A 24,615-nucleotide genomic window follows, 5' to 3' on the forward strand; every position below is an offset into this window, starting at 1 on the left:
CGGCCCTTATGGTATCGGAACAGGAAACCTCGCTGATCGGCGACGCGCTGGTGGTATTGGGCGCCGCGGGCGTTATCATTCCCGCCTTCGCGCGGTTCAAGATCTCGCCGGTGATCGGCTTCATCCTCGTCGGCCTGCTCGTCGGACCGTCTGGGCTGGGATCGCTGACCGGCGATTATCCCTGGCTCAAGCATGTCACGATCGGATCGGCGGAGGAGATCGCGCTTTTCGCCGAGCTCGGCATCGTGCTCCTGCTCTTCTCGATCGGGCTAGAACTGTCCTTCCGCCGCCTGTGGCAGCTTCGCAAGCTGGTGTTCGGCATCGGCGCGGCCGAGCTAGGGCTGTGCGGGCTGATCCTGGGCACCGCGCTGCTGATCGCGGGCAACCTTCCGCCAACTGCGGCCTACGGCCTCGGCATTGCGCTCGCCCTCTCCTCGACCGCGCTCGTCCTGCCGATCGCGGGCACCAGATCGGCGGTCGGCAAAGCCGCCTTCTCGATGCTGCTGTTCGAGGATCTCGCGCTCGTCCCGATCATCTTCGTCCTCGCCGCGCTGTCGCCCGCGACCTCGGGCGACAGCGCCGAGCTGCTGCTCACGACGCTGTGGCAGGGCGCGCTCGTCGTCGCCGGGCTCGCGGTCGGCGGCTGGTTCCTGCTGCCGAAGATTTTCGCGCAGGCCGCGCGCGCGAAGGACCCCGAGCTTTTCCTTGCCGCGAGCCTGCTCGTCGTCATCGTCGCCGCGCTCGCGACCGCGGCGGTCGGCCTGTCGCCGATCGTCGGCGCCTTGCTGGCGGGCCTGATGATCGCCGAGACCGAATATCACAATGAGGTCGAGGCGATCACCGCGCCGTTCAAGGGCCTCGCGCTCGGGGTGTTCCTGATCAGCGTCGGCATGGGGCTCAACCTCAAAAGCATTGCCGCGCTGTGGCCGCAACTGATCGCGGCGGTCGTCGGCGTGGTGCTCGTCAAGGCGATCGTCACCGCCGCGCTGCTGCGCTTTTCGGGCGTCGTCCGGCGCGGCACCGCCGCCGAGGTCGGGCTGCTGATGTCCAGCCCGTCGGAAACCACCCTGATCGTGCTCGCGACCGCGCTGCAGGCGCAGCTCATCAGCCGCGATACCGCCGAATTCTGGCAGCTCGTCACCGCGATCGGCCTGACGATCACGCCGCTGCTCGCGCGCATCGGCCACGACGTCGCGCGGCGGATCGAGATGCGGAACGCCGACGCCGAAGCCGAAACCGACGCCATCCCGAGCCGCACCGTCATCGTCGGCTTCGGCCGCGTCGGCCGCATCGTCGCCGAGCTGCTGCGCGAGCATGGGCGTCCCTATATCGCTGTCGATGCCGACATCGATACGGTCGCGTCAGCGCGGCGCGACGGCTTCGCCGTCCGCTTCGCCGACGTCGCGCGGCCGGGCAGCCTCGACAAGATCGGGATCGAAACGGCCGAAGCGGTCGTGCTGACGATGGACGATCCGGTTCAGCAACTGCGCATGACGCGCCAGCTCCGCGCGAAACATCCCGACTTGCCGATCATCTCGCGCGCGCGCGGCGCCGACCATGCCGCCGCGCTGTATCAGGCGGGGGCGAGCGACGCAGTGCCCGAGACGCTCGAAAGCTCGCTGCAACTCGCCGAGGCGGTGCTGATCGACCTCGGCGTCGCGATGGGGCCGGTAATCGCGTCGATCCACGACGTGCGCGCCAAGATGCGCCACGACATCATGACCAAGGGCCAGCTCGACCATGAGCCGCGCATTCCGCGGCTGCGGACGCCGGGAAGCTAGCGTCCGCCCGCCGCCGCCGTGGAGGCCGCCTTGTCGAGCGCCGCAGCGCCGGCGAGCGTCATCCCCTTTGGCAGAATCGCAAGCGACCATTGGCGCGCCGGCACCAGATAGGCTTTCGCGAGCCGCTGGATGTCGGCGGGGGTGACCGAGGAAATATCCTGTTCGATCGACAGCGCCGCCGCCGCAACGCGCGGGTCGCGGGTCGCATCCTCGAGTTGGACCATCCAATAGACGTTGCCGGTGGAAGCGCGCGCGACCTGCTCGCGGATCGGCCCCGCATTGCGCGCGAGTTCGTCGGCGCCGACCGGATTGGCGACGAGGTCGGCGGCAATCTCCTTCGCGATGGTATAGAAGCGACCCACGTCCTTCGGCGCGAGCAGGCTGCCGACGAGCAGATAGCCGCCGCTGCCGTCGAAGCCCGTCGGCCAGTGGCTGTCGACCACCGGCCCATAGCTCGCGCCCTGTTCGGCGCGCAGCCGGTCGAACAGCCGGTCGTTGAAGATCGCGGCCAATATGTCGAGCCCGCGCGCGTCGCGCGGATTCGCGCGCCCGCCGCTCGTCGGCCAGGCGGTCATCGCCGCGGCCTGCTCCTGCTCGCCCTTGTGATAGGCGACCGTCGGCGTGACATTATGCTTCGCGAAGGCGACCTTCTGGCCGGTCGGCGGCAGGATGTCCTTGCGCGGCGGCAGCGCGCCGAGCGTGTCCGCCAATATCTGCCTGTAATCGACCGTCGCGAGATCGCCGAAAATCTGCACCTCGATCGGCCCGCTCGCGAGCCGCGGTTCCCAGAAGGCGCGGAACGCAGCGGGGGTCAGCGCGGTGATCGCTGCCTTGTCGGGCGCCGACCAGCGGGCATCGTCGCCGGTAAGCCAGCCGCGCAGATTGCGGTCGAGCACCGCGTTGGGCGTCGCGTCGTTGAGATCATAGCCGGTCAGATAGCCGACGCGCAGCCGCTCGACGGGCGCCGCATCCCAGCGCGGATTGGCGAGCTTCGCGGCGATCAGCTTCATCTGGTCGGCGAGGTCGGCGGGACGGCTTTCCGCCGAAAATTGGAAGGCATCATCCTCGACCGCGAAATTCATCTGAATCTGGCGGCCGTTGGTGAGCTGGTCGATCTCATTCTGACCCCACGGGCCGATCCCGCTCGCGACCAGCGCATAGTCGCCGGTCCATAGCAGGTTCGGCGCATCGGCTGCGACGCTGCGGTTGCCGCTCCCGAAGCGGACGTTGACGCGCACCTTGCCGGGTTCGACCTGATTGTTCGAAATGAGCGCAGTGACGCCGTTAGCAAATTCAATCCGCTCGGCGCGGAGGCCCGGGATCGGCGCGGTCGAAACAATGGTTCCGGGCTTGCCGATCGCGGGCAGCTGCCTGAAATCGACCGCCGCATCGGTCAGCCGGTCGTCGCGGATCGTCGCCGGCGCGGCGAGCGCAGCGACGAGAGCGCCGTCGTTGCCGGGGATCGGGGTCGGTGTGGTCAGCACGACGCGGGTCACCGGTGCGGCAAAAATCGCCTTGCTGATGTCGAGCATCGCCTGCGGTGTCGCCGAGGCGCGGATCGCCTTGAACATGTCGACCTGCCCCTGCGGGCTGGTCACCGTCTCGCCGATATCGACCGCGCGCACCATATCGTCGGCGAGCCGCGCGCCGGGTTCGTTGCGGGCGTTTTCGAGGTCCTTTTGCAAAAAGGCCTGGATCTCGTTCGCCTCGCGGTCGATGTCGGCCTGCGACGGCGGCGTCGTCACCGCGTCGGCGATCACTCCGCGCACGTCGGCGAGCGCCGCCTTCCAGTCGCTGAGCGGCACGATCTGCGCCATCGTCACATCGGCGCTGCGGCTGATATATTGCTGCTCGACGGTGGCGACGAGATAGCTGCCGCCCGCGCGCGCGCGATTTTCGAGCCGGCGGTTGACGAGCGCCTGTGCGATATATTCGAGGTAGAGCCGCCGAGTATTTTCGACCGTATCGATCCGTTTCTGCCACGGCCGGATCATCGCGAGCGTCAGCGCGAGCGGCTGGTTCGCCTCGACGATCGCCTTCGCGACGGGAGCTTTGGGATCGGGCTTGCCGAAATCGGGCTGCTTCGGCGCCGGACCGTCGCCGCGCCAGTCGCCATAATATTTGGCGATCAGCCGTGCGAATTCGGCCGGGTCACCGTCGCCCGAGATGACGACGACCGCGCGTTCGGGACGATACCAGCGGTCGTGAAACGCCTGCACCGTCGCCGCCTTCGCCGCGCCGAGCGACTGGGTCGTGCCGATCGGCGAGCGGTCGCCGAGCAATTGCCCGGCAAAAAGGAAAGCGGTGGTCTGGTCGGCGATCCGCTTTTGCGGCCCATCCGATTCGCGCAGTTCGGCCAGGACAACGCCACGCTCGGCGGTCACCGCCGCCTCCGAGATACGGGGCTCGCGTACCATACCCGACAGCAACTTCATGCTTTCGTCGAGGTTGGAGGGGGTCACGCTCGGCAGATCGAGTTGGTAAACGGTCTGCGTCGGCGTGGTCTGGGCGTTGGAATCGCTACCGAAGGTGACGCCGAAGCGCTGCCAGATGCGCTTGGTTTCACCGTCGGGAATATGTTCGGAACCCCGGAAGGTCAGATGCTCGAGCAGATGCGCGAAGCCGCGCTCCGTCTCACTCTCGAACATCGATCCCACATCCATGCGCACACGGATCGACACCTGTCCCGGCGGAACGCCGTTGTTGCGCACCGCATAACGGACGCCGTTCGGAAGCTCGCCGAACTGCCAGGCCGTGTCGCGCGGAATGTCGCTGCCGGCATAGAGCCAGCTGTCGGCGGTCGTCGCGACGGGCGCCTTGGACGCGGTTTTGTCCTGCGCGGCGGCGGGCGATGCATTCAGCAGCGCGAACGAAACGGCCGCAGCCGAAAGAAGCGAGCGAAGGGCGGGAAAGGACATCGCCACGGGAGAATAGGCCATTGCCCCTTCTTATCGCGTCCGAACCTTGCTGGCCACTGAACTTCGCCGGCTTCCCCGCTCCGCGGGCACCGCTTGTCCTTCGCGCCCCTTCGGCCTAGCCAGTCGGGATGGAAGCCTCCCCTGCACCGCTCGCCGCGCTCGTCCAGATGACGAGCGGCATCGATCCCGCCGTCAATCTGGCGACCATCGACCACGCGCTGGCCGACGCGACAGCGCGCGGCGCGGCGATGGCCTTTCTGCCCGAAATGTCGCTGCTGCTCGATCGCGACCGTGTGCGCTCGGCGGCGCATATCGCCCGCGAGGCCGACAGCCCTTGGCCGGCCGCCTTGCAGGACATGGCGCGGCGCCATGGTCTCTGGCTGCATACGGGGTCGATGCCGCTATTGTCCGACGATGGCGACCGCCGCGTCAATCGCAGCCATGTTATCGCCGCCGACGGCAGCATCCGCGCCCGCTACGACAAGATTCACATGTTCGACGTCACCCTGCCTTCAGGGGAGAACTGGACCGAATCGGCCGCCTATGCCGGAGGCGGCGCGATCGAGGTCGTCGATACGCCGCTCGGCCGGCTGGGACTCAGCATCTGCTATGATCTGCGCTTTCCCGAACTCTATCGCGCGCTCGTCGATCGCGGCGCCGAACTGATCGCGGTTCCCGCCGCCTTCACCGTATCGACCGGCGAAGCGCATTGGCACCTGCTGCTCCGCGCCCGTGCGATCGAGACGGGATGCCATGTCGTCGCTGCCGCGCAGGGCGGAACGCACGCCGACGGACGCGCGACCTACGGCCACAGTCTGGCGGTCGATCCGTGGGGAACGGTGCTGGCCGAAGCGGCGGCCGGCAAGGGAGGCGGGGACCGCGGCTACGATCTGGTCCTCGCCCCGATCGCGCCCGACGCCGTAGCAGGGGCCCGGCAGGCGATCCCCCTGGCCCGATCGCGCGCCGTTCGATCGATCGAGATTTAGAATATGGACCGTTAGATCGGCATCACTTCATTCGGAGGATTGGATTAAGGACGCGCCGTGCGGACCGCAGGGGCAAGCTCTGGCTTGCCTGTCGCGACCGCGATCCGCGAACGGCGCCTCCATTCGAAATCGGCCCGCGAACCTGACTGACTAACGCGCCCCGGGAGCCATAGCCCCAAATGCACAGCCCCAAATGCACAAAGGGCCCCGGACGATATCCGGAGCCCTTTGGTATAGCTTCGATCAGCCGAATTTACGGGCTGGTCGGGGTGTCGTCGTTGTTGTCCGACGCGATGATGATGCCGCCGATGATCGCGACCAGCGCAACGAGGCCGATGATCCAGCCCGAGCCGCTCAGTTCGCTCTTGCCGTCGACGTCCGAAGTCGCACGAGCCGAGTCGAGCGAGGTGGCAGCCGACGCCGCAACCGGCGCCGCAACCATCGAAGTTGCTGCGAGGGAGATCGCAGCTTTCTTAAGCAGGTTCATCTTATTCTCCGTCCACTGGAACATAGTCTTCTCGAATCGCGCCAACGACCAAGGCCCCGATGCAATTCTGCATTGCTTCTGTAGGCATAGTCGCCATCGATTGCAACGACGATTTGCCCTAGCCACCCAATTGTTATGAAATTGCTAAATCAGCATAAAAGGTCCAAAATGGCACCATTATCCGCGCCGGACGCGATCGATGGGTTCGCTCGTGACGGGATAGCCGAGATGGCCGGGAATGCACAGGTGCGTGCGCCCGTCGCGATCCTCCATCCATGGGGTGACAAGGTCGACCGGAAAGCTGGCGGCATGATCTGAAAATCTCAAGAAATCATTCTGTTGCGCCAATTTCTCCAGATTGCGGCGGGTCGGAAAAATGATCGCTATTTCGCCGCGGTCGGCCAGCATCAACGTCTCGCGCGCACTGGCCCAGAAGATGTGGCTGTGCTCGGCTTCCTCGACGGTGAGCTCGTGTTCGTGCGGCGGCGCGGCGACAGCATAGAAACGCGTGTCGAACGTCCGCGCCTCGTTGAAGTTCGGGCACCAGCGCGCGAAGGGCACGAGCGAATCAAGGCCGATTCGCTCGCCGCGTGACGCCAATATGTCGGAGAGCAACGCGCCGCCGAGCAGCGCCCGGCGAACCTCTGCGGTATCCTCGGCGGCAAGCCCCGGCCAGCCCACCGCGAGCCCGGTTTCCTCGAGCGTCTCGCGCAACGCCGCGACCCGCGCCGCGCCGTCGGGATCGTCCGCCGCGAAGCCGTGGCGTTCGGCGACCAGATGATCGTCGGGATCGACCCGCCCGCCCGGAAACACCACCGCGCCCGCCGCGAAGGCCATGTTGGTCGCGCGCTTGACCATCAGTATCTCATCCGGCCCGTCGCCGCCGGCGGGCCGCATGATGACGAGCGTCGCGGCGGGGATGGCGCCATCGGGCAGCGCGGCGGCGGATGCGGAGGCACTATCGGTCATGCCGAACGATACCCGTGCTTCGCGCGCTTGTCATCCGGCACAAGCGACAGGCCATTGCCGCCGCGACCTCGCACGTGCAAGATGCCCGCCTCCGGCACGGCCGATCGAGGAGCAGGGCCATGGGAATATTGGAAATTCTGGGTGTCGCCGGCAGCCTCAGCTTGCTCGCGGGCTGGCGGCTCTACCTCACCATCCTCGCCACCGGCGTCGCGATGCATTTCGGCTGGCTGCCGCTGCCCGAACATCTGAAGGCGCTGCAGATCCTTGCCAACCCCTGGGTGATGGGGGTCGCGGCGGTCGGCACCCTCGCCGAATTCCTCGCCGACAAGGTCGCCTGGGTCGATTCGGCCTGGGACACCATCCACAGCATCATCCGTCCGCTCGGCGGCGCGCTGCTCGCGCTGGCACTCGTCGACAGCTCCGATCCGGCGTGGCAGGTCGTCGCCTTCATCCTCGGCGGTGGCGGGGCGCTGCTTAGCCACGGCGCCAAGGCGACGACGCGCGCGGTCGTCAACGTCAGCCCCGAGCCCTTCAGCAATGCCGCCGTCTCGACTGGCGAGGATGTCGCGACGACCGGCCTGCTCGCGCTCGCCATCGCCTATCCGGCGATCGCAATCGTGATCGCAATCCTGCTCGCTGCCGCCGCGATCGTAGTAATCATCGCGCTGCGCCGCCTGCTCCGCAACATTAAGGCGACGCTCAAGCGCGCGCTGGGCGACGAGCCGGACGACCTTGCCCTGCCCCCGGTCTAGGAAGGCAGCAATTCCTTGAGCGGCGTGCCGGTATCGGCAAGCTGCTCGGGGGTTGCGGCGAGCCCGGCGGTGACGATCATGCGTCCCTGGACATAATCCTTGGTGGCATTGACGCAGTCGAGCGCGATCACCTTGCCCGCCTTGAGATAGACGATCGAGAAGCTGCGGTTCGCGGGATCGCCGCGCAGCACCGCCTGATCGTGGCCGGTCGAGAGGCCCGCGGTCTGGAGCTTCAGATCATATTGGTTCGACCAGAACCAGGGAATGGCATGATAGGGCGCCTCATCGCCGACGATGCCCTTGGCGACGACATTCGCCTGATCGTTGGCGTTCTGCACCGATTCGAGCCGGATCGTCGCGCCCTCGGCAAAGTCGTTCGCATGCGCGGCGCAATCGCCGATCGCATAGATATCGGGGAGGCTCGTCTTGCACAGGCGATCGACGAGGACGCCGTTGCCGCCCTCGGCGCCGGCCGCGATCAAAGGCTCGACCGCCGGAACGATGCCGATGCCGACGATGACGAGATCGGCGGGGATGACTTCGCCGTCCGACAGGCGCACGCCGGTGACATGATCCTCGCCCTCGATCGCATCGACACACACGCCGAGGCGCAGATCGACGCCATGGTCGCGATGCTCCTTTTCGTAGAAGCGCGACAGATCCTCGCCCGCGACGCGCGCCAGCACGCGGTCGAGCGCTTCGAGCAGCACGACCTTCTTGCCAGCCTTGGTCAGCACCGCCGCCGCCTCGAGCCCGATATAGCCGCCGCCGATGACGACGATCTGGCCCGCCGTCTCCGACGCCGCCTTCATCGCGTCGGCGTCGGCGCGGGTGCGCACGCCCTGCACGCCGGGCAGGTCGCCGCCGGGGATCGGCAGCATGCGCGGACTGCCGCCCGTCGCCCAGACGAGCTTGCCGTAACCGATGGTCTCGCCGCCATCGGTCGCAACGGTGTGACCAACCGGATCGACCGACACGACGCGCTTGCCAAGCAGCATCGCCACTTCGCGCTCGTCCCAATATTTTGCCGGGCGAAGCTGGATGCGTTCGAATTCCTTTTCGCCCGCGAAATATTCCTTCGACAGGGGCGGGCGCTCATAGGGAAGCTCGGGTTCGTCGCCGATGATCGCGATGCTGCCTGCGAACTTTTGCGTGCGCAGCATCACCGCGACCTGCGCGCCGCCGTGCCCGGCCCCCACGATCACAACGTCGAACTTCATCGATCCCTCCCCTACGGCATGCGCGTTCTTTGCGGGCGTCCCTGACACGCGCCGCCGGGGGAGACAAGAAACAATGGCTATGCGGCTTGCAGGATCAACTCGTCGCGCAGCATGAGCAACATGGCACCCAGCGCATCGAGTTCGGCATCGCTCTGCGACTCCGCAACGATCGACGCCGAAAGGCAAAAGCCGGGCGCAATGCCCGTCATGCCCGCCGCGACAGTCCACACGCCACGATGCGTATAGCCCTGATCGATCGCATAGCCGCGCCCGCCCGCCTCATGCACCTGCCGGACATAGGTTTCGAGCGGGAGTCCGGTTTGCCAGCGTACCGGCGCGTAGCGGCGCGCGAGTTCGCCTTCATTCACAGCCTGCGCGGCCGCGATCGCCCTGCCCGCGGCGCCGCTACCGAGCGGCTGGCGCTGACCGTCGGCGAGGCTGAGGCGCATCCCCGCATCGCTCTCGGCGCGGACCGCGAGTTGCATCCGGTCGCGCGACACGACCTTCCACAAGCCGACCGCCGCGTCGGTGCTCTGCGCAAAGGCCGCCATGCGCGGCAGCGCCCGGTCGACCAGCCGCGCCCCCGCGCTGTCGCGCAGCGCCTCCGCCGCCTGCCATGGCGCGGTCAGGCGATAGCGCTTGGTGCTGGTCCCGCGCTCGATCGCACCTTCCGCGACAAGCGTTTTCAACAGGTTGAGGCAGCTCGACGGGCTAAGACCAATGCTCCGCCCAATGTCCGAAAGCGTCAACGCTCCCTCTTCGCCAAGCAGGCGCAGGATCGCAAAGGCATGCGAGACGGAGCGAACAGGGCCGGTCATCGCCCATCGAATATTTTCATCATTATGAAAAATCAATTCTGAATGTTGAAATTATGCGAAGGGACGCATATCGCGCTACCAACACGAATCGAATGGGAGAGCGGCCATGAGCTTGTGCCTCGACGGCAAGGTCGTCGCGATAACCGGCGCGGGACGCGGGATCGGGCGCGAACTCGCGCTGCATTGCGCCGCGCAGGGCGCCGCGGTGATCGTCAACGACCCCGGCGTTGCGCAGGCCGGCGACGGCGGCGACGCAGCCCCCGCGCAGCAGACCGCCGACGACATCATCGCCGCGGGCGGCAAGGCCGCCGCCAATTTCGGCAATGTCGCCGATCCCAAGGAAGCCGCGGGCATCGTCGAGGATGCGGTCGCCAAGTTCGGCCGGATCGATGCCGTCGTGAACAACGCCGGCATCCTCCGCGATACCATCTGGCACAAGATGAGCTATGAGGACTGGAAGAGTGTTATCGAGGTCAATCTGACCGGCGTCTTCAACGTATCGAAGGCTGCAACGCCTTACTTCCGCGAGCAGCAGTCGGGCAGCTTCATCCACTTCACGTCGACGAGCGGGCTCATCGGCAATCTGGGACAGGCCAATTATTCCGCAGCGAAGCTCGGCGTCGTCGCATTGTCGCAGTCGATCGCGCTCGACATGGCCCGCGCAGGCGTGCGCTCGAACTGCATCGCGCCCTTCGCATGGAGCCGGATGACCTCGTCGATCCCCGCCGAGACGCCCGAGCAGCAGGCACGGGTCAAGCGCCTCCAGGAAATGTCGGCCGACAAGATCGCGCCGCTGGTCGCCTATCTCGCGTCCGACCTGTCGCAAGATGTGACCAACCAGATCTTCAGCGTCCGCAAGAACGAGATCCTTCTCTTCTCGAAACCGCGCCCCGTGCGTTCGATGGCCAAGCTCGAAGGCTGGACCGCCGAGGCAATCGCCGAAGAGCTGATCCCCGCCTTTCGCCCGTCCTTCGCGCGTGCCGACGAAGTGTCCGCGCATGTCTTCCCCTACGACCCGATCTGAGGAGCCAGCCATGAGCAACCCCGGCATGGACGCGGACGTCTTCGAGCAATTCATCGAACAGCTTCAGCGCTATGTGCGCGACCGCCTTCTCCCCGCCGAGAAGGAGATTATCGAGAGCGATGCGATCCCCGAGGACATTCTGTCGGAGATGCGCGACATGGGCCTGTTCGGCCTGACGATCCCCGAGGAGTTTGGCGGCGCGGGGATGAATGTCAGCCAATATATCAAGACGATCCACACGATCAGCTATGCGATGCCGGCGTTCCGCTCGATCATCTCGATCAACATCGGCATGTTCGCCTCCGCCCTGAAAAATGGTGGAACCGAGGCGCAGAAGGCCGAGTGGCTGCCGCGCGTTGCGGCGGGCGAAATCGCCTGCTTCGGCCTCACCGAACCCGGCTCGGGATCGGACTCGGCGGGGCTTCAGACCACTGCGACGCAGACCGACAACGGCTGGGTCCTCAATGGCACCAAGCGCTACATCACCAACTCGCCCTTTGCGAAGGTCGGGCTGATCATGGCGCGCACCTCGAAGGAGAATCTGCCCAAGAACGCCCATGTCTCGGCCTTCGTCGTGCCCTTCGACGCCCCCGGCATCACGATCGGCAAGTCGGACAAGAAAATGGGCCAGTCGGGCAGCCATATCGCCGACGTGATCATGGAGGATGTCCGCGTCGGGGGCGAAGCGCTGCTCGGCGGCGAACTCGGCAAGGGCTTTGCTTACGCCATGATGAGCCTCGACAACGGCCGCATGTCGGTTGGCGCCGCCGCGACCGCCTATGCCCGCCGCGCGCTCGACAGCGCGGTTCGCTACGCGACCGAACGCAAGGCGTTCGGCGAGCCGATCGCCAACTTCCAGCTCATCCAGCAGATGCTCGCGCAAAGCGAGATCGACATCTACGCCGCCGAATGCATGATGGAGGACGTCACGCGCCGCGCCGATGCCGGCGAGAATGTCCTCAGGAAAGCCGCCGCATTCAAGGTCTTCGCCTCCGAAATGTGCGGCCGCGTCGTCGACGCCTGCGTCCAGGTCTATGGCGGCGCCGGCTATCTCGCCGAATATGACGCCGAACGCTTTTTCCGCGATGCGCGCATCTATCGCATCTACGAAGGCACGACGCAGATCCTGCAACTCCAGATCGCCAAGCATATGCTGCGCGAGTTCGCGGCGACGAATTGAGGGTGATCGTCGGCCTCTCCATTCCCCCGTGCCCCTGCGAAGGCAGGGGCCCATCTCCTGCTCTCGCGATGTCCTGCAACGGGCGGCGGAGTTTCGATGGTATCGGAGATGGACCCCTGCCTTCGCAGGGGCACAGCGAGGAAGTTGGCCATGTATAACCTCCTCTCCGCCCTCCCCGTCATCGAGGCGTCGTCCTTCGTCGCCTCGCCCACGGCCGGGCTCTACCTCGCGCAGTTCGGCGCCGAAGTCATTCGCGTCGACCAGATCGGCGGCGGCCCCGATTTCCGCCGCTGGCCGGTGACGGCCGAGAATAACTCGCTCTACTGGGAAAATCTCAACCGCGCGAAAAAATCGGTCGCGCTCGACCTCGGCCGGCCCGAGGGGCGCGAATTGTTGCAAGAGCTGGTGCGCGCGACGGGCCAGTTCATCACCAATTTCCCCGTGGGCGGTTTCCTGTCGCACGACAGGTTGGCGGAAGGCCGCGCCGACCTGATCACCGTGCGCGTCATGGGCTGGGCCGACGGATCGCCCGCGCTCGATTACACGGTGAACAATTCGGTGGGTTATCCGATGCTCACCGGAGCGGGGCCCGAGCCGGTCAATCATGTCCTCCCCGCGTGGGATCTGCTCACCGGCGCCTATGCCGCCTTCGCGCTGCTCGCCGCGATCCAGCGCCGCGCCGCAACCGGCGAAGGCGGCGAGATCCGCCTGCCGCTCTCAGACGTCGCGATCGGGACCGTCGCCAACATGGGCGGCATCGCCGAGGTCCTCTATTCGGGCGAGAACCGCCCGCGGCTCGGCAACGCGGTCTACGGCTTGTTCGGGCGTGATTTCGCCACGCGCGACGGGCAGCGGACGATGATCGTCGTCGTGACGCCGCGCCAATGGGCGAATCTGATCGCCGCGCTCAATCTCGGTAATGCCATCGCCGCCATCGAGAGCGAACGCGGCGTGTCCTTCGCCAAAGACGACGGCCTTCGCTTCGATCATCGCGACGCGCTCTATCCTTTGTTCGAACAGGCGATCGGCGCGCGCGACCATGCCGATCTCGCCGCCGCCTTCGATGCGGGCGGCATCGTCCATTCGCCCTATCGCACGATGCTCGACGCTGCGAACGACCCGGCGCTGGTCGCGGACAACCCGATCTTCGGGAGCGCAAGCAACCCCAGCGGCTTCGCCTATCCCGCCGCGGGCGCCTTCGCGACCATCCCGCAGGCGGAACGCGAGCCGCCGCGTCCGGCGCCGCGTAATGGCCAGCACAGCGAAGAAGTGCTGTCCTCGCGCCTGTCGCTATCGTCGGGCGAGATCGCTCGCCTGATCGACGCCGGCATTGTCGGTGTCGATTGAGCTTCCCTGCCGCCCCTTTCTTCGTGTTCCCTCGCGAAGGCGGGGACCATCACCCGAAGTTCGGTATCTCCGCCAACAGTCGTGGAGAGACGGGAGTGCGGGTGATGGACCCTCCGCCTTCGCGGGGGAACACGGCATTTATGTTTGGAGATTGAGAAGATGACCCTTCGCCGCGCCGCCATCGTCGCCCCGATCCGCACCGCCGTCGGCAAGTTCGGCGGTGCGCTCTCGTCGATCACCGCCGGCGACCTCGGCGCCGTCATTCTCAAGGCGCTCATGGAGCGGACCAAGATCGACCCCGCACGCGTCGATGACGTCGTCTTTTCGCAAGGCTATGGCAATGGCGAGGCGCCTTGCATCGGCCACTGGTCGTGGCTTGCCGCGGGCCTGCCGCTCGACGTGCCGGGTTATCAGCTCGACCGCCGCTGCGGCTCGGGGCTGCAGGCGATCGTCAACGCCGCGATGATGGTCCAGACCGGAATGTCCGATGTCGTCATCGCGGGGGGCGTCGAATCGATGTCGAACGTCGAACATTACAGCACCGACATCCGCAAGGGCGTGCGCGCGGGCAACCTCACGCTCCACGACCGCCTGACGCGCGGCCGCGTGATGTCACAGCCGGTCGAGCGCTTCGGCGTCATCACCGGGATGATCGAGACCGCCGAAAATCTCGCCAAGGATTATGGCATCAGCCGCGAGGCGTGCGACGCCTATGCGGTGCGCAGCCACCAGCGTGCCGCCGCCGCCTGGGCGAACGGGTTGTTCGACGACGAACTGGTGCCGGTGCCGGTCCCGCAGAAGAAGGGCGATCCGATCGTCTTCGCGCACGACGAAGGCTATCGCGCTGACGCGACGCTGGAATCGCTCGGCAAGCTGAAAGCCCTCGAAGGCGGCGTGGTCACCGCCGGCAACGCCAGCCAGCAGAATGACGCCGCCGCCGCATGTCTCATCGTTGCCGAAGACAAGCTCGACGAACTCGGGCTCGAACCGATCGCCTGGTATCATAGCTCGGCGGCGGCGGGCTGCGACCCCAGCCGCATGGGCATCGGCCCCGTTCCCGCGGTCGAGCGCCTCTTCGCGCGCAATGGGCTCGGCTGGGGCGACATTGACCTCGTCGAACTCAACGAAGCCTTTGCGCCGCAGGTGCTCGCCGTGCTCAATGGCTGGGGCTGGAGCGAAGACGACAGCCGGAACGAAATCCTCAATGTCAACGGTTCGGGTATCTCGCTCGGCCATCCGATCGGCGCGACCGGCGGGCGCATCCTTGCCAACCTGACACGCGAACTCGTTCGCAGGGACGGCCGCTACGGCCTTGAAACCATGTGCATCGGCGGCGGCCAGGGCATCGCCGCGATCTTCGAGCGCGCGGTTTGACCGTGACAGCGGTCGATGAGAAACCGGCGGCCAGCTTGAACACGACCCCTTCTCCTCGTCACCCCGGACTTGATCCGGGGTCCATGACAACGGCGCCGCAATGGACCCCGGATCAAGTCCGGGGTGACGATGGGAAAGGGAGCAGGCTCTGATGATGCGCGCCGATCTTACCAAAGCGCTTGCCGCCGCACAGGCCTATCGGAGCGCTGCGCAAGCGGCGCTGACCGAGAGGCTGGCTGCGCGTCCGATCGATAGCGAGCAGCGCGCGGCGCATGGCTTCGCGTGGGTCGCGACGACGGTCGCGGCCCTAGAGGCGACCCTTGAATGGCTTGAAGCCGGAAACGGCGCGAACCTGCTCGACGCGCAGATCGCGACGCTCGCCTTCGCCGAAGGGATCGGTCAGCTCACCGGCGGCCTGCCGATGGGGCAGAATGAGATCTTTCGCCCGGCCGACCTCGGCTTCGGCGGCGCCGCTCGGACGCTGGCGGAGGCCTGCGCCGACCTTCTCGACGCCGACCATGCCGCCACCCGCGCCGAGGTGGCCGCCGCGCTCGCCGAGGGTCATTGGCCGAGCGAGACGCTGCACGACGCCGACCTCGACGCGATCCGCGAGCAGTATCGCCGCTTTACCGACGCCGCGATCATCCCGCACGCGCACGGCTGGCACCTTGCCAACGCCCTCATCCCCGACACGACGGTGCATGCTATGGCAGAGCTCGGCACCTTCGGCGTCTGCATTCCCGAGGAATATGGCGGGCTCGGGCTCGGCAAACTTGTCATGTGCGTCGTCACCGAGGAGTTGTCGCGCGGCTGGATCGGCACCGGCTCGCTCGGCACGCGCTCGGAGATCGCGGGCGAGTTGATCGTCCATGGCGGCACCGACGCACAGAAAGCCGAATGGCTCCCGCGCATCGCGAGCGGCGAAATCCTGCCCACCGCTGTGTTCACCGAACCCGACGTCGGCTCCGATCTCGGCTCGCTGCAGACCAAGGCGCGCCGCGACGGCGATCAGTGGGTCATCGACGGCGCCAAGAACTGGATCACCCACGCCGCGCGCTCGGACCTCATGACTTTGCTCGCGCGTACCGTTCCCGACGCGAAGGGCTATGCCGGCCTCTCGATGCTGCTCGTCCCCAAACCGCGCGGGACCGAGGCCGATCCCTTCCCCGCCGCGGGCATGACCGGCAGCGAGATCGAGGTGCTCGGCTATCGCGGGATGCGCGAATATGCGTTGCAGTTCGATGGCATGACGGCCCCCGCCGATGCGCTGCTCGGCGGCGAGGAAGGTCAGGGCTTCAAACAGCTCATGCGGACGTTCGAGGGCGCGCGTATCCAGACCGCCGCGCGCGCGGTCGGCGTCGCGCGGCGCGCACTCGAACTAGGGCTCGATTATTCCCTGACCCGCAAACAGTTCGGCAAGGCGATCGTCCATTTCCCGCGCGTGTCGGACAAGCTCGCGATGAGCCTCGTCGATTTCGTCGTGGCGCGCGAACTCAGCTACGCGGCCGCGCGCGTCAAGGACAGCGGCAAGCGCTGCGATATCGAGGCGGGCATGGCAAAGCTGCTCGGCGCGCGCGCTGCCTGGTCGAACGCCGACGCCGCGCTCCAGATCCACGGCGGCAACGGCTATGCGCTCGAATATGAGATCAGCCGCGTGCTGTGCGACGCCCGCATCCTCAATATCTTCGAGGGCGCAGCGGAGATTCAGGCGCAGGTGATCGCGCGCGGGCTGAGCGGAGGACGCAACTGATGAACGACTGGCAGAACTGGATCGGCCGCGAAGATGTTCGTCATGACCATATCGAAGCTGCCGCTGTAAACCGCTGGCTCGCGACGCTCGACCGCGCCGCGCCCGCCGACGGCAGCGTCCCGCAAGCCTATCACTGGTGTCTCTGCCTCCCCGACGCGCCGACCGCGACCCTCGGTGCCGACGGCCATCCGGTGCGCGAGGACAGCGACGCCAGCTTCCTGCCGCCGATCCCCCTTCCCCGCCGTATGTGGGCGGCGAGCAAGGTCGAGTTTATCGCCCCGCTGCGCCCGGGCCAGTCGGTGATGCGCATCTCGCGCGTCGCCTCGATCACCGAAAAGCAGGGCGGCACCGGCAAACTCGTCTTCGCCGAAGTCGCGCACGAAACGCATGGCGACGGCGTCCTCGCGGTCCGCGAAATCCAGTCGATCGTCTTCCGCGAACCCGCCCCCGCCGGAACACCGCCTGCCCCACCGCCGCCCACGGGTGACAGCTTCGATCCATCGAACTGGGATGCGCACCGCGTGCTCGTCCCGTCGGAGGCCTTGCTGTTCCGCTACTCGGCGCTGACCTTCAACAGCCACCGCATCCATTATGACCTGCCCTATGCGACCGCCGAAGAGGGCTATCGCGGTCTCGTCGTCCACGGCCCGCTCACCGCCACCCTCCTGCTCGATCTCGCGCAGCGGCAGTTCGGCGACAATGCCGTCAGGCGCTTCGACTTTCGCGGCACCTCGCCCGCGATCTGCGGCGAGGACCTGCACCTCGCCCTGCGCGGCACTGGCGATGCGGTCGAGCTCGGCGCCTTCGCCGTCGATGGCCGGCAGATCATGGCGGCGACCGCGGCCATCTGATCGGGCCCGCATTTAGCACTTTCATAAGATCGCGATGCCATTAAGCGAACGTCATGCGTCTCGCGACCATCACCAACTGGGCCTATGGCGCGACGGTCGTGCTGACCATCGCTTCGTCGACGACGATGCTGCTTGCCTCGAACGCGCAGCAGCGCGAGCGCGAGGCGGTCGAGCAGCGCTACCGGCCCGATCGGGCGACCGCGACGCTGGGCGACGATATCTTCGCGCTCAGCGACCGGGCGCGCCAATATGTCAACAGCGGCGATGCCACCTATCTGGTCGGCTATCGCGCCGAAGCGGCGGCGCTCGAACCGGTCGAGAAACGGATCGCCCATATCGGCGACGCCGGTGCATCCGAAGGCGAGCTCGCGGCGCTCGGCGAAGCGGTGCAGCTCGCCGACCTCCTCCACGACGAGCAGCGCGCGGCGCTGGCGGCGCATGAAAAGGGCGACGAAGCGCAGGCGCGCCAGCTCCTCTTCGGCGCCGAATATGAGCGGCAGCTCGACCGCGCCGAAATGGATCTCAAGCGATTCCAGAACCGCCTCGACAGCCGGATCGAACGGCAGGTCGCGACCGCCACCGACCTGTCGCAGCTATGGAAGCGCATTTCGGAAATCGTGCTCGCGCTGACCGCGCTGCTCGTGCTCTGCGTTCTCTATTTCGTCTTCAAGCAGCGCGTGCTGCATCCCGTCGTCAAATTGAGCGACGTCGTCAACCGGCTCGCCAAGCAGGATTTCGAGGCAGAACCGCCTCCGATCGGCCAGATCGACGAGATCGGCGACATGGCGCAGGCGATCCGTATCTTCCGCGAAAACGGCCTCGAACGCCTGCGGCTGGAGGCCGAGCGCGACGCCGACCGGTCGATGCGCGACCTCTTGTCGCGGATGACGCAGCGGCTGCAGGGCTGCGATACGATGGATGACCTCAAAGAGGTCGTCGGGCGTTTCATGCCGGAGATTGCGCCGGGGCTCGCGGGGCGCCTGTATCTGCTCGACCGGCGGCGCAACATGGTGGTCGAGGCGAGCAATTGGCTGGACCCCGTTCATTCGCGACCCGAGTTTTCGGCCCTTTCCTGCTGGGCGCTGCGCCGCGGCGTTCCGCACCGTCCCGCAGGCGCCAGCATCGACGTTCCTTGCGATCATGTCGACCGGACCGGGGAAGCTCCGCTCGATACGCTGTGCCTGCCGCTGATCGCCCAGCGCGAGACGCTGGGGCTGCTCTATCTGGAGCCCAGGGATGGTCAGGGCGACAGCCTGACCGGTCCCGAAATCTATCTCGACATACTGTCCGAGAATATCGGGCTCGCGGTCGCCAATCTCCAGCTTCGCGAAACGTTGCGCGAGATGGCGCTCGCCGACCCGCTCACCGGCCTGCCGAACCGGCGGCAGCTCGACCAGCTTCTGGAGGTGCAGCTCGCACACGCCGAGCGGCTCGGCCGCGATCTGGGTTGCCTGATGGTCGATGTCGATCATTTCAAGCGCTTCAACGACGTGCACGGCCATGACGCGGGCGATCTGGTGCTCCGAGAGGTCGGCAAGACCCTCGCCCATGCAACGCGCGAGACCGGGCTCGCCTTTCGCTATGGCGGCGAAGAATTCATGGTCCTCCTGCCCGGGCTTACCGCCGGCCAGACGAGCGCGCGCGCCGAGGACATCAGGAAGCGCGTGTCGGACCTGAAGCTCGGCAGCGAAGCGGGCAACCTCGGCCCCGTTACGGTGTCGATCGGAGTCGCAATCACCCCGGTCCACTGTCCGCCCGACCGGCTGGTGCGCACCGCCGATGCTGCGCTGCTCCGCGCAAAGGCGATGGGACGCGACCGGGTCGAGGTGGCACAGCAGCGCGATTCGTTCGCAATCACCTGAGTCCGTTCACGGAGCGGCCTTTCGGCCGCGCATCATGCGGCGCGCGAACTCGCCGTCGCGGCGAGCGCCGAGGCTCCGGCGATCATCGCGATCGCGCCGCATTGGACCGGCGAGAGCCATTCGCCGAGGATGATGGCGCCCGCGACCGCGCCGACCGCGGGCTCGCCGCTCAGCAGGATGCCGAAGCTGTTTTCGGGAATGCGCTTGAGCGCGATCATCTCGAGCGAATAGGGAATGGCGCTGGACAATATGGCCGGTATCAGCCCGAGCAGCATGACCGACGGCACGAAGAAGGCCGGCCCGGCGCCGTGGATGCCGATCGGGACGACGAAAAGCGCCGCGGTCGCCATGCCGAGCGAAACCGCCTGTCCGCCGTGAAGCCGCGCGGTGCGCTTTCCGAACAGGATATAAAGCCCCCAGCAGACCGCGGCGCACAGCGCGAAGAGGACGCCGGCCGGATCGAGCGTGCCGCTGATATCCCCGACCGGGAGCAGCAACAGCAGCCCGCCCGCCGCGAGCCCCACCGCGATGAAATGCGTCCGGGTCCGGGCATAGAGAACCGAAACCGTCAGCGGCCCCAGAAATTCGATCGCCAAGGCAAGGCCGAGAGGAATGGTTCGGATCGCCATGTAGAAGCAGAAGTTCATGAAGCCGAGCGCGACCCCGTAGCGCGCGATCACCCAGAAATCGCTTCGTGTCAGCGCATGGCGCCAGGGACGGAAGGCGAGCAGCAGGATGATCGCAGCGAAGCCGACCCGATAGGCGACCGCACCCTCGGCGCCGACCAGCGGATAGAGTTGCTTGGCGAAGGAGGTTCCGACGCAGAAGGACAAGATGGAACCCGCCATCGCCAGATAGGGGAGAAGCCGGTGCAGCAGGGTCTGCGGGAGCGCGCTTGGGGAGGGTGCGGCGATATCGGTCATGGCGGCCGTCCTCTATCAACCCATCATGGCGATTGACGGCGATCTTGAGCATCTGATGACGATTCTGAGCGAATTTGGCCGCATTATGGCGAAATTCGCCGCAAGCCCCTCAGGAAGAGGACCGCCCGGCCCGCTGCCTTCGGCGCACGCTTCACCGCAGGAACGCGCCTTTGGCAAGGTCTTGTTAACATCGTGGGGCCAGCACGGACGCGGGGGGCACGCGCGGCTTGGCCGTGGATGGAGAGTTCATCGTGCTCAAACGCAATCCCGGCCGCGCGGTGTCGGTCATGGGGCCGCTCGGCCCGCTGACGCTGGAAGACTTGCCGTCTTCCGGCACCACTTACTGGGTGAGCCGGCGCAAGGCCGAAGTCCTCGCCGCGATCGACGGCGGGATGCTCTCGATCGAGGAAGCCTGCGCCCGCTACCGGCTCAGCCTGGAGGAGCTCGCGTCGTGGCGCCGATCGATCGACCGCGCCGGCATCCCGGGTCTGCGCATCACCCGGCTTCAGGACTATCGCGAGCATGTCGCCAACTGAGGCGGAGCCGCTACCCGGATAGCCCGGATTCCCGCTGCTTCGCCATATCGAGCGCGACATCGACGATCATGTCCTCCTGGCCGCCGACCATCTTGCGGCGTCCGAGTTCGACGAGGATCGCGCGCGTATCGAGGCCGTGCTCGGCGGCGGCCTTTTCGGCATGGCGGAGGAAACTCGAGTAGACCCCGGCATAGCCCAATGTCAGCGTCTCGCGATCGACGCGGACGGGACGGTCCTGAAGCGGGCGCACCAGTTCTTCCGCCGCGTCCATCAGCGCATAAAGGTCGCAGCCATGGTTCCACCCGTGAACGTCGGCGGCGGCGATGAACACTTCGAGCGGCGCATTGCCCGCTCCGGCGCCCATACCGGCCAATGAGGCATCGACGCGGACCGCACCATTCTGCACCGCGACGAGGCTGTTCGCGACCCCGAGGCTGAGATTGTGGTGCGCGTGGACCCCGCGCTGCGTCTCGGGCTTGAGCACGCGGTCATAGGCCTGCAGCCGCGCCGCATAGCCCTCCATCGTCAGCGCGCCGCCGCTGTCGGTGACGTAGACGCAATGCGCGCCATAGCTTTCCATGAGCTTCGCTTGCTGCGCGAGCGGCTCGGGCTCGGACATATGGCTCATCATCAGGAAGCCCGCGACGTCCATACCGATGCCGCGTGCGAACTCGATATGCTGTTTTGCGACATCCGCCTCGGTGCAATGCGTCGCGATGCGGACCGAGCGCACGCCCATCTCATAGGCATGTTTGAGGTCGTGGATCGTCCCGATGCCGGGGAGCAACAGCGTGGTGAGCACACTATGCTCGAGCACCTCGGCGACCGCACCGATCCAGTCCCAATCGGTGTGCGCGCCGAAGCCGTAGTTGAAGCTCGACCCCTGCAGCCCGTCGCCGTGCGACACTTCGATCGCATCGACCTTCGCCGCGTCGAGCGCTTTGGCGATCGCCTTCACATGACCCAGCCCATATTGATGGCGGATCGCGTGCATCCCGTCGCGCAGCGTCACGTCCTGGATATAGAGTTTGCTCGTGGTCGGATCGAAGCTCATGCCGCCATCCTTGTCGCGATCTTCTCGGCGGTTTTGAGCGCCGCCGAGGTCATGATGTCGAGATTGCCCGCATAAGCCGGCAGATAATGCGCCGCGCCCTCGACCTCGAGGAAGACGCTGACCTTGAGGCCGGTGAAGCTCCCGCCCATTTCGGGAATGTGCAGCGGCGCGTTGCCGCCGATGCTCTCGAACTGCACCGCCTGCTTGAGGCGGTAGCCGGGGACATAGGTCTGCACCTCGGCGACCATATCTTCGACGCTCTTTGCGATCGCGTCGCGGTCGGCGTCGTCGCAGAGGCAATAGACGGTGTCGCGCATGATCAAAGGCGGTTCGGCGGGGTTGAGGATGATGATCGCCTTGCCGCGCGCCGCGCCGCCGACCTTCATGATCGCCTCGCTCGTCGTCTCGGTGAACTCGTCGATATTTGCGCGCGTTCCGGGCCCGGCGCTCTTCGAGGCGATCGAGGCCACTATTTCTCCATAATATACCTTCGCGACGCGGTTCACCGCGGCGACGATCGGGATCGTCGCCTGCCCGCCGCAGGTCACCATATTGACGTTGGCTGCGTCGAGGTGCGCGTCGCCGTTGACCGGCGGGATCGTATAGGGACCGATCGCCGCGGGGGTCAGGTCGATAACGCGCTTGCCGTGGGCGATCAGCACTTCGCTATGCCGCTTGTGCGCACCCGCCGAGGTCGCGTCGAAGACGATGCCGATATCGGCAAAGCCCGGCATCGCGATCAGGCCATCCAGCCCGCCCGCGGTGATCGGCACGCCTAGCCGCTCGGCGCGCTTCAGCCCGTCGCTCTCGGGATCGATCCCGACGAAGGCGCCCATCTCCAGCACGTCGGACAAGCGCATGATCTTGATCATCAGGTCGGTGCCGATATTGCCCGACCCGATGATGGCAACTTTGGTTTTCGCCATGATCTCAGCTCCCATAGCTGAAGCTGCAGGAGCCGATGCCGGCAATGCGCGCCTCGACGCGATCGCCGGGCGTCAGCGCGACCATCGGTCCGAGCGCGCCTGCTAGCAGGATATCGCCGGCCTTCAGCGGCTCGCCGCGTTCGGCGAGCGTCCGCGCGAGCCAGGCTGCGGCGTTGAGCGGATTGCCGAGCGCTGCGGCGCCAACCCCGGTCGAGGTAACCGCGCCGTTCACCCGCATCTCCATCGCCGCTCCTTCGAGATCGAGCCCGGCGAGCGGCAGGCCTTCATCCGCCAGCACGAAGAAAGCCGACGAGCCATTGTCGGCGACGGTGTCGGCAAAGGTGATTTTCCAGTCGGCGATGCGGCTGTCGACGATCTCGATCGCCGCGTGGACCGACGCCACCGCCGCTGTGATCTGTTCGACGCCCGTATCGGCATCGGGAAGGTCGGCGCCGAGGATGAAGGCGATCTCGGCCTCCGCCTTCGGCTGGATCGCTCGCGCCGGATCGAGCCGCCCGCCATCGGCGACCCGCATATCCGCGAACAAGACGCCGAAGTCGGGCTGGTCCACCCCAAGCTGCGCCTGCACCGCCTTCGCGGTCAGCCCCGCCTTGCGCCCGACGATCCGCCGTCCCTGCGCCTCCCAATAGCGCGTGTTGATCGTCTGCACCGCATAGGCGCCCGCAACATCGGTCGGCTCCAGCGCATCGCGGAGCGGCGCCACTACGCCACCGGAATAGGCATCCCGCAACCGGCGGGCGAGATTTTCGAATGTCGCAGTCATCTTGGTCTCCCTCGGCATCCTGCTATCAGCGATCACGCGCGGGGCCAGAGCGGCCATCGATTATCTCTTAATAATCGAGAGGAAACATGCCACAATGGGCCATGGATTCGATGACAGCGCCGCGCACGCGACCGTCCTATGCCTCGCAGACGCTGGCGAAGGGACTACGGCTGCTCGAAGCGCTGGTTCGCGACGGCGGACGCTCGACGCTTTCGGCCGTCGCGGCGGGCATCGCGATGCCGCCGCAGACGGCGCATCGCCTCGCGCTGACGCTCGAAGCGGAGGGCTATCTGATCCGCACCGCGAAAGGCGTCTATCGATCCGCCCCGCGGCTCGCCGCGCTCGCACGGCCTTCCGAACCCCGGCCCGACCTCGCGGCGCGCCTCCGGCGCCCGTTGGCGCGGCTGGCGGAGCATTTCGGCGCCTATGCCCATGCCGGCATTCTCGAAGACGGCATGGTCACTTACATCGTCAAGGAAAGCGGCGAGGCCGCCGACCTGTTCACGGCCGAACGGATGCAGCTCGAGGCCTATTGCTCGGCGATCGGGAAAATCCTGCTGGCCGCGCTGCCCGAAGCCGGGCTGGCTGCCTATCTGGCCGGCGGGCCGCTGGTCGCGCTGACCGCGAACACGATCACCGATGCCGCGGCGCTGCGGGGCGAGCTCGCGGCAATCCGCCGCTCGGCGGTCGCTTACGACCGGCACGAAATTCGAAACGACCTCTTCTGCATCGCCGTGCCCCTGCCGCCGTCCGGCAAGGGGCTGGTCGAAGGCGCGATCTCGCTGTCCTTTCTCGGCCGCATACCCGATCCCGATACCGAGCGCCGCGCCATCCGGCGGATGCGAGCCATCGCGCGCGTTGCGGCGGACAGTCCTTCGATACCGGCTTAGGGTCGATAAGCAGCCACTCCGACCCACGCGCTACAAGGCCTGATATTCCGCGGCGATTTTGAGGACTTTGTGTGCGATGTCTTGTTTGCAGATGAGGAGGTCTGGGAGGTATGGGTTTGGGTTATTGTATTGGAGGGGTGAGCCGTCAGCCCGGCTGACGTGGAGACCGGCGGCCTGTGCGAC

Annotated in this window: 21 protein-coding genes; 12 read left to right on the forward strand and 9 right to left on the reverse strand. The window is 66.6% G+C overall.

The annotated features are described in order from the left end of the window. Positions 1-8 precede the first annotated feature (8 nt). The gene (locus tag ACE3SL_RS09590) at positions 9-1,781 is read left to right on the forward strand and encodes a cation:proton antiporter (RefSeq protein WP_374525511.1); all 1,773 of its coding nucleotides are present in this window, start codon (positions 9-11) and stop codon (positions 1,779-1,781) included. Here the strand turns inward: ACE3SL_RS09590 and ACE3SL_RS09595 are convergent. Further along, complete coding sequence (locus ACE3SL_RS09595; protein WP_374525529.1) at positions 1,778-4,699, reverse strand: M16 family metallopeptidase; 2,922 nt, start codon at positions 4,697-4,699, stop codon at positions 1,778-1,780. The genes ACE3SL_RS09590 and ACE3SL_RS09595 overlap by 4 nt on opposite strands. 128 nt (positions 4,700-4,827) lie before the next feature. On the opposite strand from ACE3SL_RS09595, the gene ACE3SL_RS09600 reads away from it, so the two are divergent. Continuing rightward, positions 4,828-5,685, forward strand: a complete 858-nt coding sequence (locus ACE3SL_RS09600; protein ID WP_374525512.1) for a carbon-nitrogen hydrolase family protein — start codon at positions 4,828-4,830, stop codon at positions 5,683-5,685. Between the two features lie 253 nt (positions 5,686-5,938). Here ACE3SL_RS09600 and ACE3SL_RS09605 read toward each other — a convergent pair whose 3' ends face one another. Then, a complete protein-coding gene (locus ACE3SL_RS09605; RefSeq protein WP_374525513.1) occupies positions 5,939-6,172 on the reverse strand; it encodes a hypothetical protein in 234 nt (77 codons plus the stop codon). 177 nt (positions 6,173-6,349) lie between these two features. Next, entirely contained in the window at positions 6,350-7,141 is a 792-nt protein-coding gene (locus tag ACE3SL_RS09610; RefSeq protein ID WP_374525514.1) for an NUDIX domain-containing protein, read from the reverse strand. A gap of 119 nt (positions 7,142-7,260) precedes the next feature. Between ACE3SL_RS09610 and ACE3SL_RS09615 the strand changes: the two genes are divergently transcribed. Further along, positions 7,261-7,893 carry a DUF4126 domain-containing protein gene (locus tag ACE3SL_RS09615; RefSeq protein WP_374525515.1) on the forward strand — a complete coding sequence of 211 codons (633 nt, stop codon included), beginning with the start codon at positions 7,261-7,263 and terminating at the stop codon, positions 7,891-7,893. Here ACE3SL_RS09615 and ACE3SL_RS09620 read toward each other — a convergent pair. Together ACE3SL_RS09620 and ACE3SL_RS09625 are read right to left on the reverse strand one after the other, a co-directional pair. Beyond that, positions 7,890-9,113, reverse strand: coding sequence for an NAD(P)/FAD-dependent oxidoreductase (locus tag ACE3SL_RS09620; protein WP_374525516.1), 1,224 nt, complete (start codon positions 9,111-9,113; stop codon positions 7,890-7,892). The genes ACE3SL_RS09615 and ACE3SL_RS09620 overlap by 4 nt on opposite strands. 77 nt (positions 9,114-9,190) lie before the next feature. Continuing rightward, the gene (locus ACE3SL_RS09625) at positions 9,191-9,931 is read right to left on the reverse strand and encodes a helix-turn-helix domain-containing protein (RefSeq protein WP_374525517.1); all 741 of its coding nucleotides are present in this window, start codon (positions 9,929-9,931) and stop codon (positions 9,191-9,193) included. A 106-nt stretch (positions 9,932-10,037) separates the two neighbouring features. Here ACE3SL_RS09625 and ACE3SL_RS09630 point away from each other — a divergent pair, with 106 nt between their 5' ends. The 7 genes from ACE3SL_RS09630 to ACE3SL_RS09660 all read left to right on the forward strand — a co-directional run bounded on the left by ACE3SL_RS09630 (position 10,038) and on the right by ACE3SL_RS09660 (position 19,319). Next, positions 10,038-10,955 carry an SDR family NAD(P)-dependent oxidoreductase gene (locus tag ACE3SL_RS09630; RefSeq protein ID WP_374525518.1) on the forward strand — a complete coding sequence of 306 codons (918 nt, stop codon included), beginning with the start codon at positions 10,038-10,040 and terminating at the stop codon, positions 10,953-10,955. 10 nt (positions 10,956-10,965) lie between these two features. After that, positions 10,966-12,135, forward strand: coding sequence for an acyl-CoA dehydrogenase family protein (locus tag ACE3SL_RS09635; RefSeq protein WP_374525519.1), 1,170 nt, complete (start codon positions 10,966-10,968; stop codon positions 12,133-12,135). 150 nt (positions 12,136-12,285) lie between these two features. Then, the gene (locus ACE3SL_RS09640; protein WP_374525520.1) at positions 12,286-13,482 is read left to right on the forward strand and encodes a CoA transferase; all 1,197 of its coding nucleotides are present in this window, start codon (positions 12,286-12,288) and stop codon (positions 13,480-13,482) included. A 159-nt stretch (positions 13,483-13,641) separates the two neighbouring features. Beyond that, positions 13,642-14,856: an acetyl-CoA C-acetyltransferase gene (locus ACE3SL_RS09645; protein WP_374525521.1), complete on the forward strand. Its 1,215-nt coding sequence runs from the start codon at positions 13,642-13,644 to the stop codon at positions 14,854-14,856. Positions 14,857-15,010: 154 nt separating this feature from the next. Further along, positions 15,011-16,606: an acyl-CoA dehydrogenase family protein gene (locus ACE3SL_RS09650; protein WP_374525530.1), complete on the forward strand. Its 1,596-nt coding sequence runs from the start codon at positions 15,011-15,013 to the stop codon at positions 16,604-16,606. Further along, the gene (locus ACE3SL_RS09655) at positions 16,606-17,457 is read left to right on the forward strand and encodes a MaoC family dehydratase N-terminal domain-containing protein (protein WP_374525522.1); all 852 of its coding nucleotides are present in this window, start codon (positions 16,606-16,608) and stop codon (positions 17,455-17,457) included. Before ACE3SL_RS09650 ends, ACE3SL_RS09655 begins: the two co-directional genes overlap by 1 nt. A 53-nt stretch (positions 17,458-17,510) precedes the next feature. Beyond that, complete coding sequence (locus ACE3SL_RS09660; RefSeq protein WP_374525523.1) at positions 17,511-19,319, forward strand: diguanylate cyclase; 1,809 nt, start codon at positions 17,511-17,513, stop codon at positions 19,317-19,319. A gap of 32 nt (positions 19,320-19,351) precedes the next feature. Here ACE3SL_RS09660 and ACE3SL_RS09665 read toward each other — a convergent pair whose 3' ends face one another. Then, a complete protein-coding gene (locus ACE3SL_RS09665) occupies positions 19,352-20,242 on the reverse strand; it encodes a DMT family transporter (protein WP_374525524.1) in 891 nt (296 codons plus the stop codon). Between the two features lie 251 nt (positions 20,243-20,493). On the opposite strand from ACE3SL_RS09665, the gene ACE3SL_RS09670 reads away from it, so the two are divergent. Beyond that, positions 20,494-20,778, forward strand: a complete 285-nt coding sequence (locus ACE3SL_RS09670) for a DUF1153 domain-containing protein (RefSeq protein WP_374525525.1) — start codon at positions 20,494-20,496, stop codon at positions 20,776-20,778. A gap of 10 nt (positions 20,779-20,788) precedes the next feature. On the opposite strand, the gene dmpG is transcribed toward ACE3SL_RS09670, so the two are convergent. From dmpG to ACE3SL_RS09685, 3 genes are read right to left on the reverse strand one after another with little or no spacing between them, the layout of a single operon-like run. After that, positions 20,789-21,832, reverse strand: a complete 1,044-nt coding sequence (gene dmpG / locus ACE3SL_RS09675) for a 4-hydroxy-2-oxovalerate aldolase (RefSeq protein WP_374525526.1) — start codon at positions 21,830-21,832, stop codon at positions 20,789-20,791. Beyond that, a complete protein-coding gene (locus ACE3SL_RS09680; RefSeq protein WP_374525531.1) occupies positions 21,829-22,761 on the reverse strand; it encodes an acetaldehyde dehydrogenase (acetylating) in 933 nt (310 codons plus the stop codon). The genes dmpG and ACE3SL_RS09680 overlap by 4 nt, the downstream gene beginning before the upstream one ends. Before the next feature lies 1 nt (position 22,762). Beyond that, on the reverse strand, positions 22,763-23,542 hold the full coding sequence (locus tag ACE3SL_RS09685) for a 2-keto-4-pentenoate hydratase (protein ID WP_374525527.1): 780 nt from the start codon (positions 23,540-23,542) through the stop codon (positions 22,763-22,765). A gap of 101 nt (positions 23,543-23,643) precedes the next feature. Here ACE3SL_RS09685 and ACE3SL_RS09690 point away from each other — a divergent pair, with 101 nt between their 5' ends. Next, on the forward strand, positions 23,644-24,432 hold the full coding sequence (locus ACE3SL_RS09690; protein WP_374525528.1) for an IclR family transcriptional regulator: 789 nt from the start codon (positions 23,644-23,646) through the stop codon (positions 24,430-24,432). Positions 24,433-24,615: the final 183 nt, after the last annotated feature.

Source organism: Sphingopyxis sp., from assembly GCF_041916015.1.
Taxonomy (GTDB): Bacteria; Pseudomonadota; Alphaproteobacteria; order Sphingomonadales; family Sphingomonadaceae; genus Sphingopyxis.

Coding starts and splice junctions, on each gene's coding strand:
- ACE3SL_RS09590 (WP_374525511.1), top strand. CDS start 9: ATGGTATCGGAACAGGAAACCTCGCTGATCGGCGACGCGCTGGTGGTA.
- ACE3SL_RS09595 (WP_374525529.1), bottom strand. CDS start 4,699: ATGTCCTTTCCCGCCCTTCGCTCGCTTCTTTCGGCTGCGGCCGTTTCG.
- ACE3SL_RS09600 (WP_374525512.1), top strand. CDS start 4,828: ATGGAAGCCTCCCCTGCACCGCTCGCCGCGCTCGTCCAGATGACGAGC.
- ACE3SL_RS09605 (WP_374525513.1), bottom strand. CDS start 6,172: ATGAACCTGCTTAAGAAAGCTGCGATCTCCCTCGCAGCAACTTCGATG.
- ACE3SL_RS09610 (WP_374525514.1), bottom strand. CDS start 7,141: ATGACCGATAGTGCCTCCGCATCCGCCGCCGCGCTGCCCGATGGCGCC.
- ACE3SL_RS09615 (WP_374525515.1), top strand. CDS start 7,261: ATGGGAATATTGGAAATTCTGGGTGTCGCCGGCAGCCTCAGCTTGCTC.
- ACE3SL_RS09620 (WP_374525516.1), bottom strand. CDS start 9,113: ATGAAGTTCGACGTTGTGATCGTGGGGGCCGGGCACGGCGGCGCGCAG.
- ACE3SL_RS09625 (WP_374525517.1), bottom strand. CDS start 9,931: ATGACCGGCCCTGTTCGCTCCGTCTCGCATGCCTTTGCGATCCTGCGC.
- ACE3SL_RS09630 (WP_374525518.1), top strand. CDS start 10,038: ATGAGCTTGTGCCTCGACGGCAAGGTCGTCGCGATAACCGGCGCGGGA.
- ACE3SL_RS09635 (WP_374525519.1), top strand. CDS start 10,966: ATGAGCAACCCCGGCATGGACGCGGACGTCTTCGAGCAATTCATCGAA.
- ACE3SL_RS09640 (WP_374525520.1), top strand. CDS start 12,286: ATGTATAACCTCCTCTCCGCCCTCCCCGTCATCGAGGCGTCGTCCTTC.
- ACE3SL_RS09645 (WP_374525521.1), top strand. CDS start 13,642: ATGACCCTTCGCCGCGCCGCCATCGTCGCCCCGATCCGCACCGCCGTC.
- ACE3SL_RS09650 (WP_374525530.1), top strand. CDS start 15,011: ATGCGCGCCGATCTTACCAAAGCGCTTGCCGCCGCACAGGCCTATCGG.
- ACE3SL_RS09655 (WP_374525522.1), top strand. CDS start 16,606: ATGAACGACTGGCAGAACTGGATCGGCCGCGAAGATGTTCGTCATGAC.
- ACE3SL_RS09660 (WP_374525523.1), top strand. CDS start 17,511: ATGCGTCTCGCGACCATCACCAACTGGGCCTATGGCGCGACGGTCGTG.
- ACE3SL_RS09665 (WP_374525524.1), bottom strand. CDS start 20,242: ATGACCGATATCGCCGCACCCTCCCCAAGCGCGCTCCCGCAGACCCTG.
- dmpG (WP_374525526.1), bottom strand. CDS start 21,832: ATGAGCTTCGATCCGACCACGAGCAAACTCTATATCCAGGACGTGACG.
- ACE3SL_RS09685 (WP_374525527.1), bottom strand. CDS start 23,542: ATGACTGCGACATTCGAAAATCTCGCCCGCCGGTTGCGGGATGCCTAT.
- ACE3SL_RS09690 (WP_374525528.1), top strand. CDS start 23,644: ATGGATTCGATGACAGCGCCGCGCACGCGACCGTCCTATGCCTCGCAG.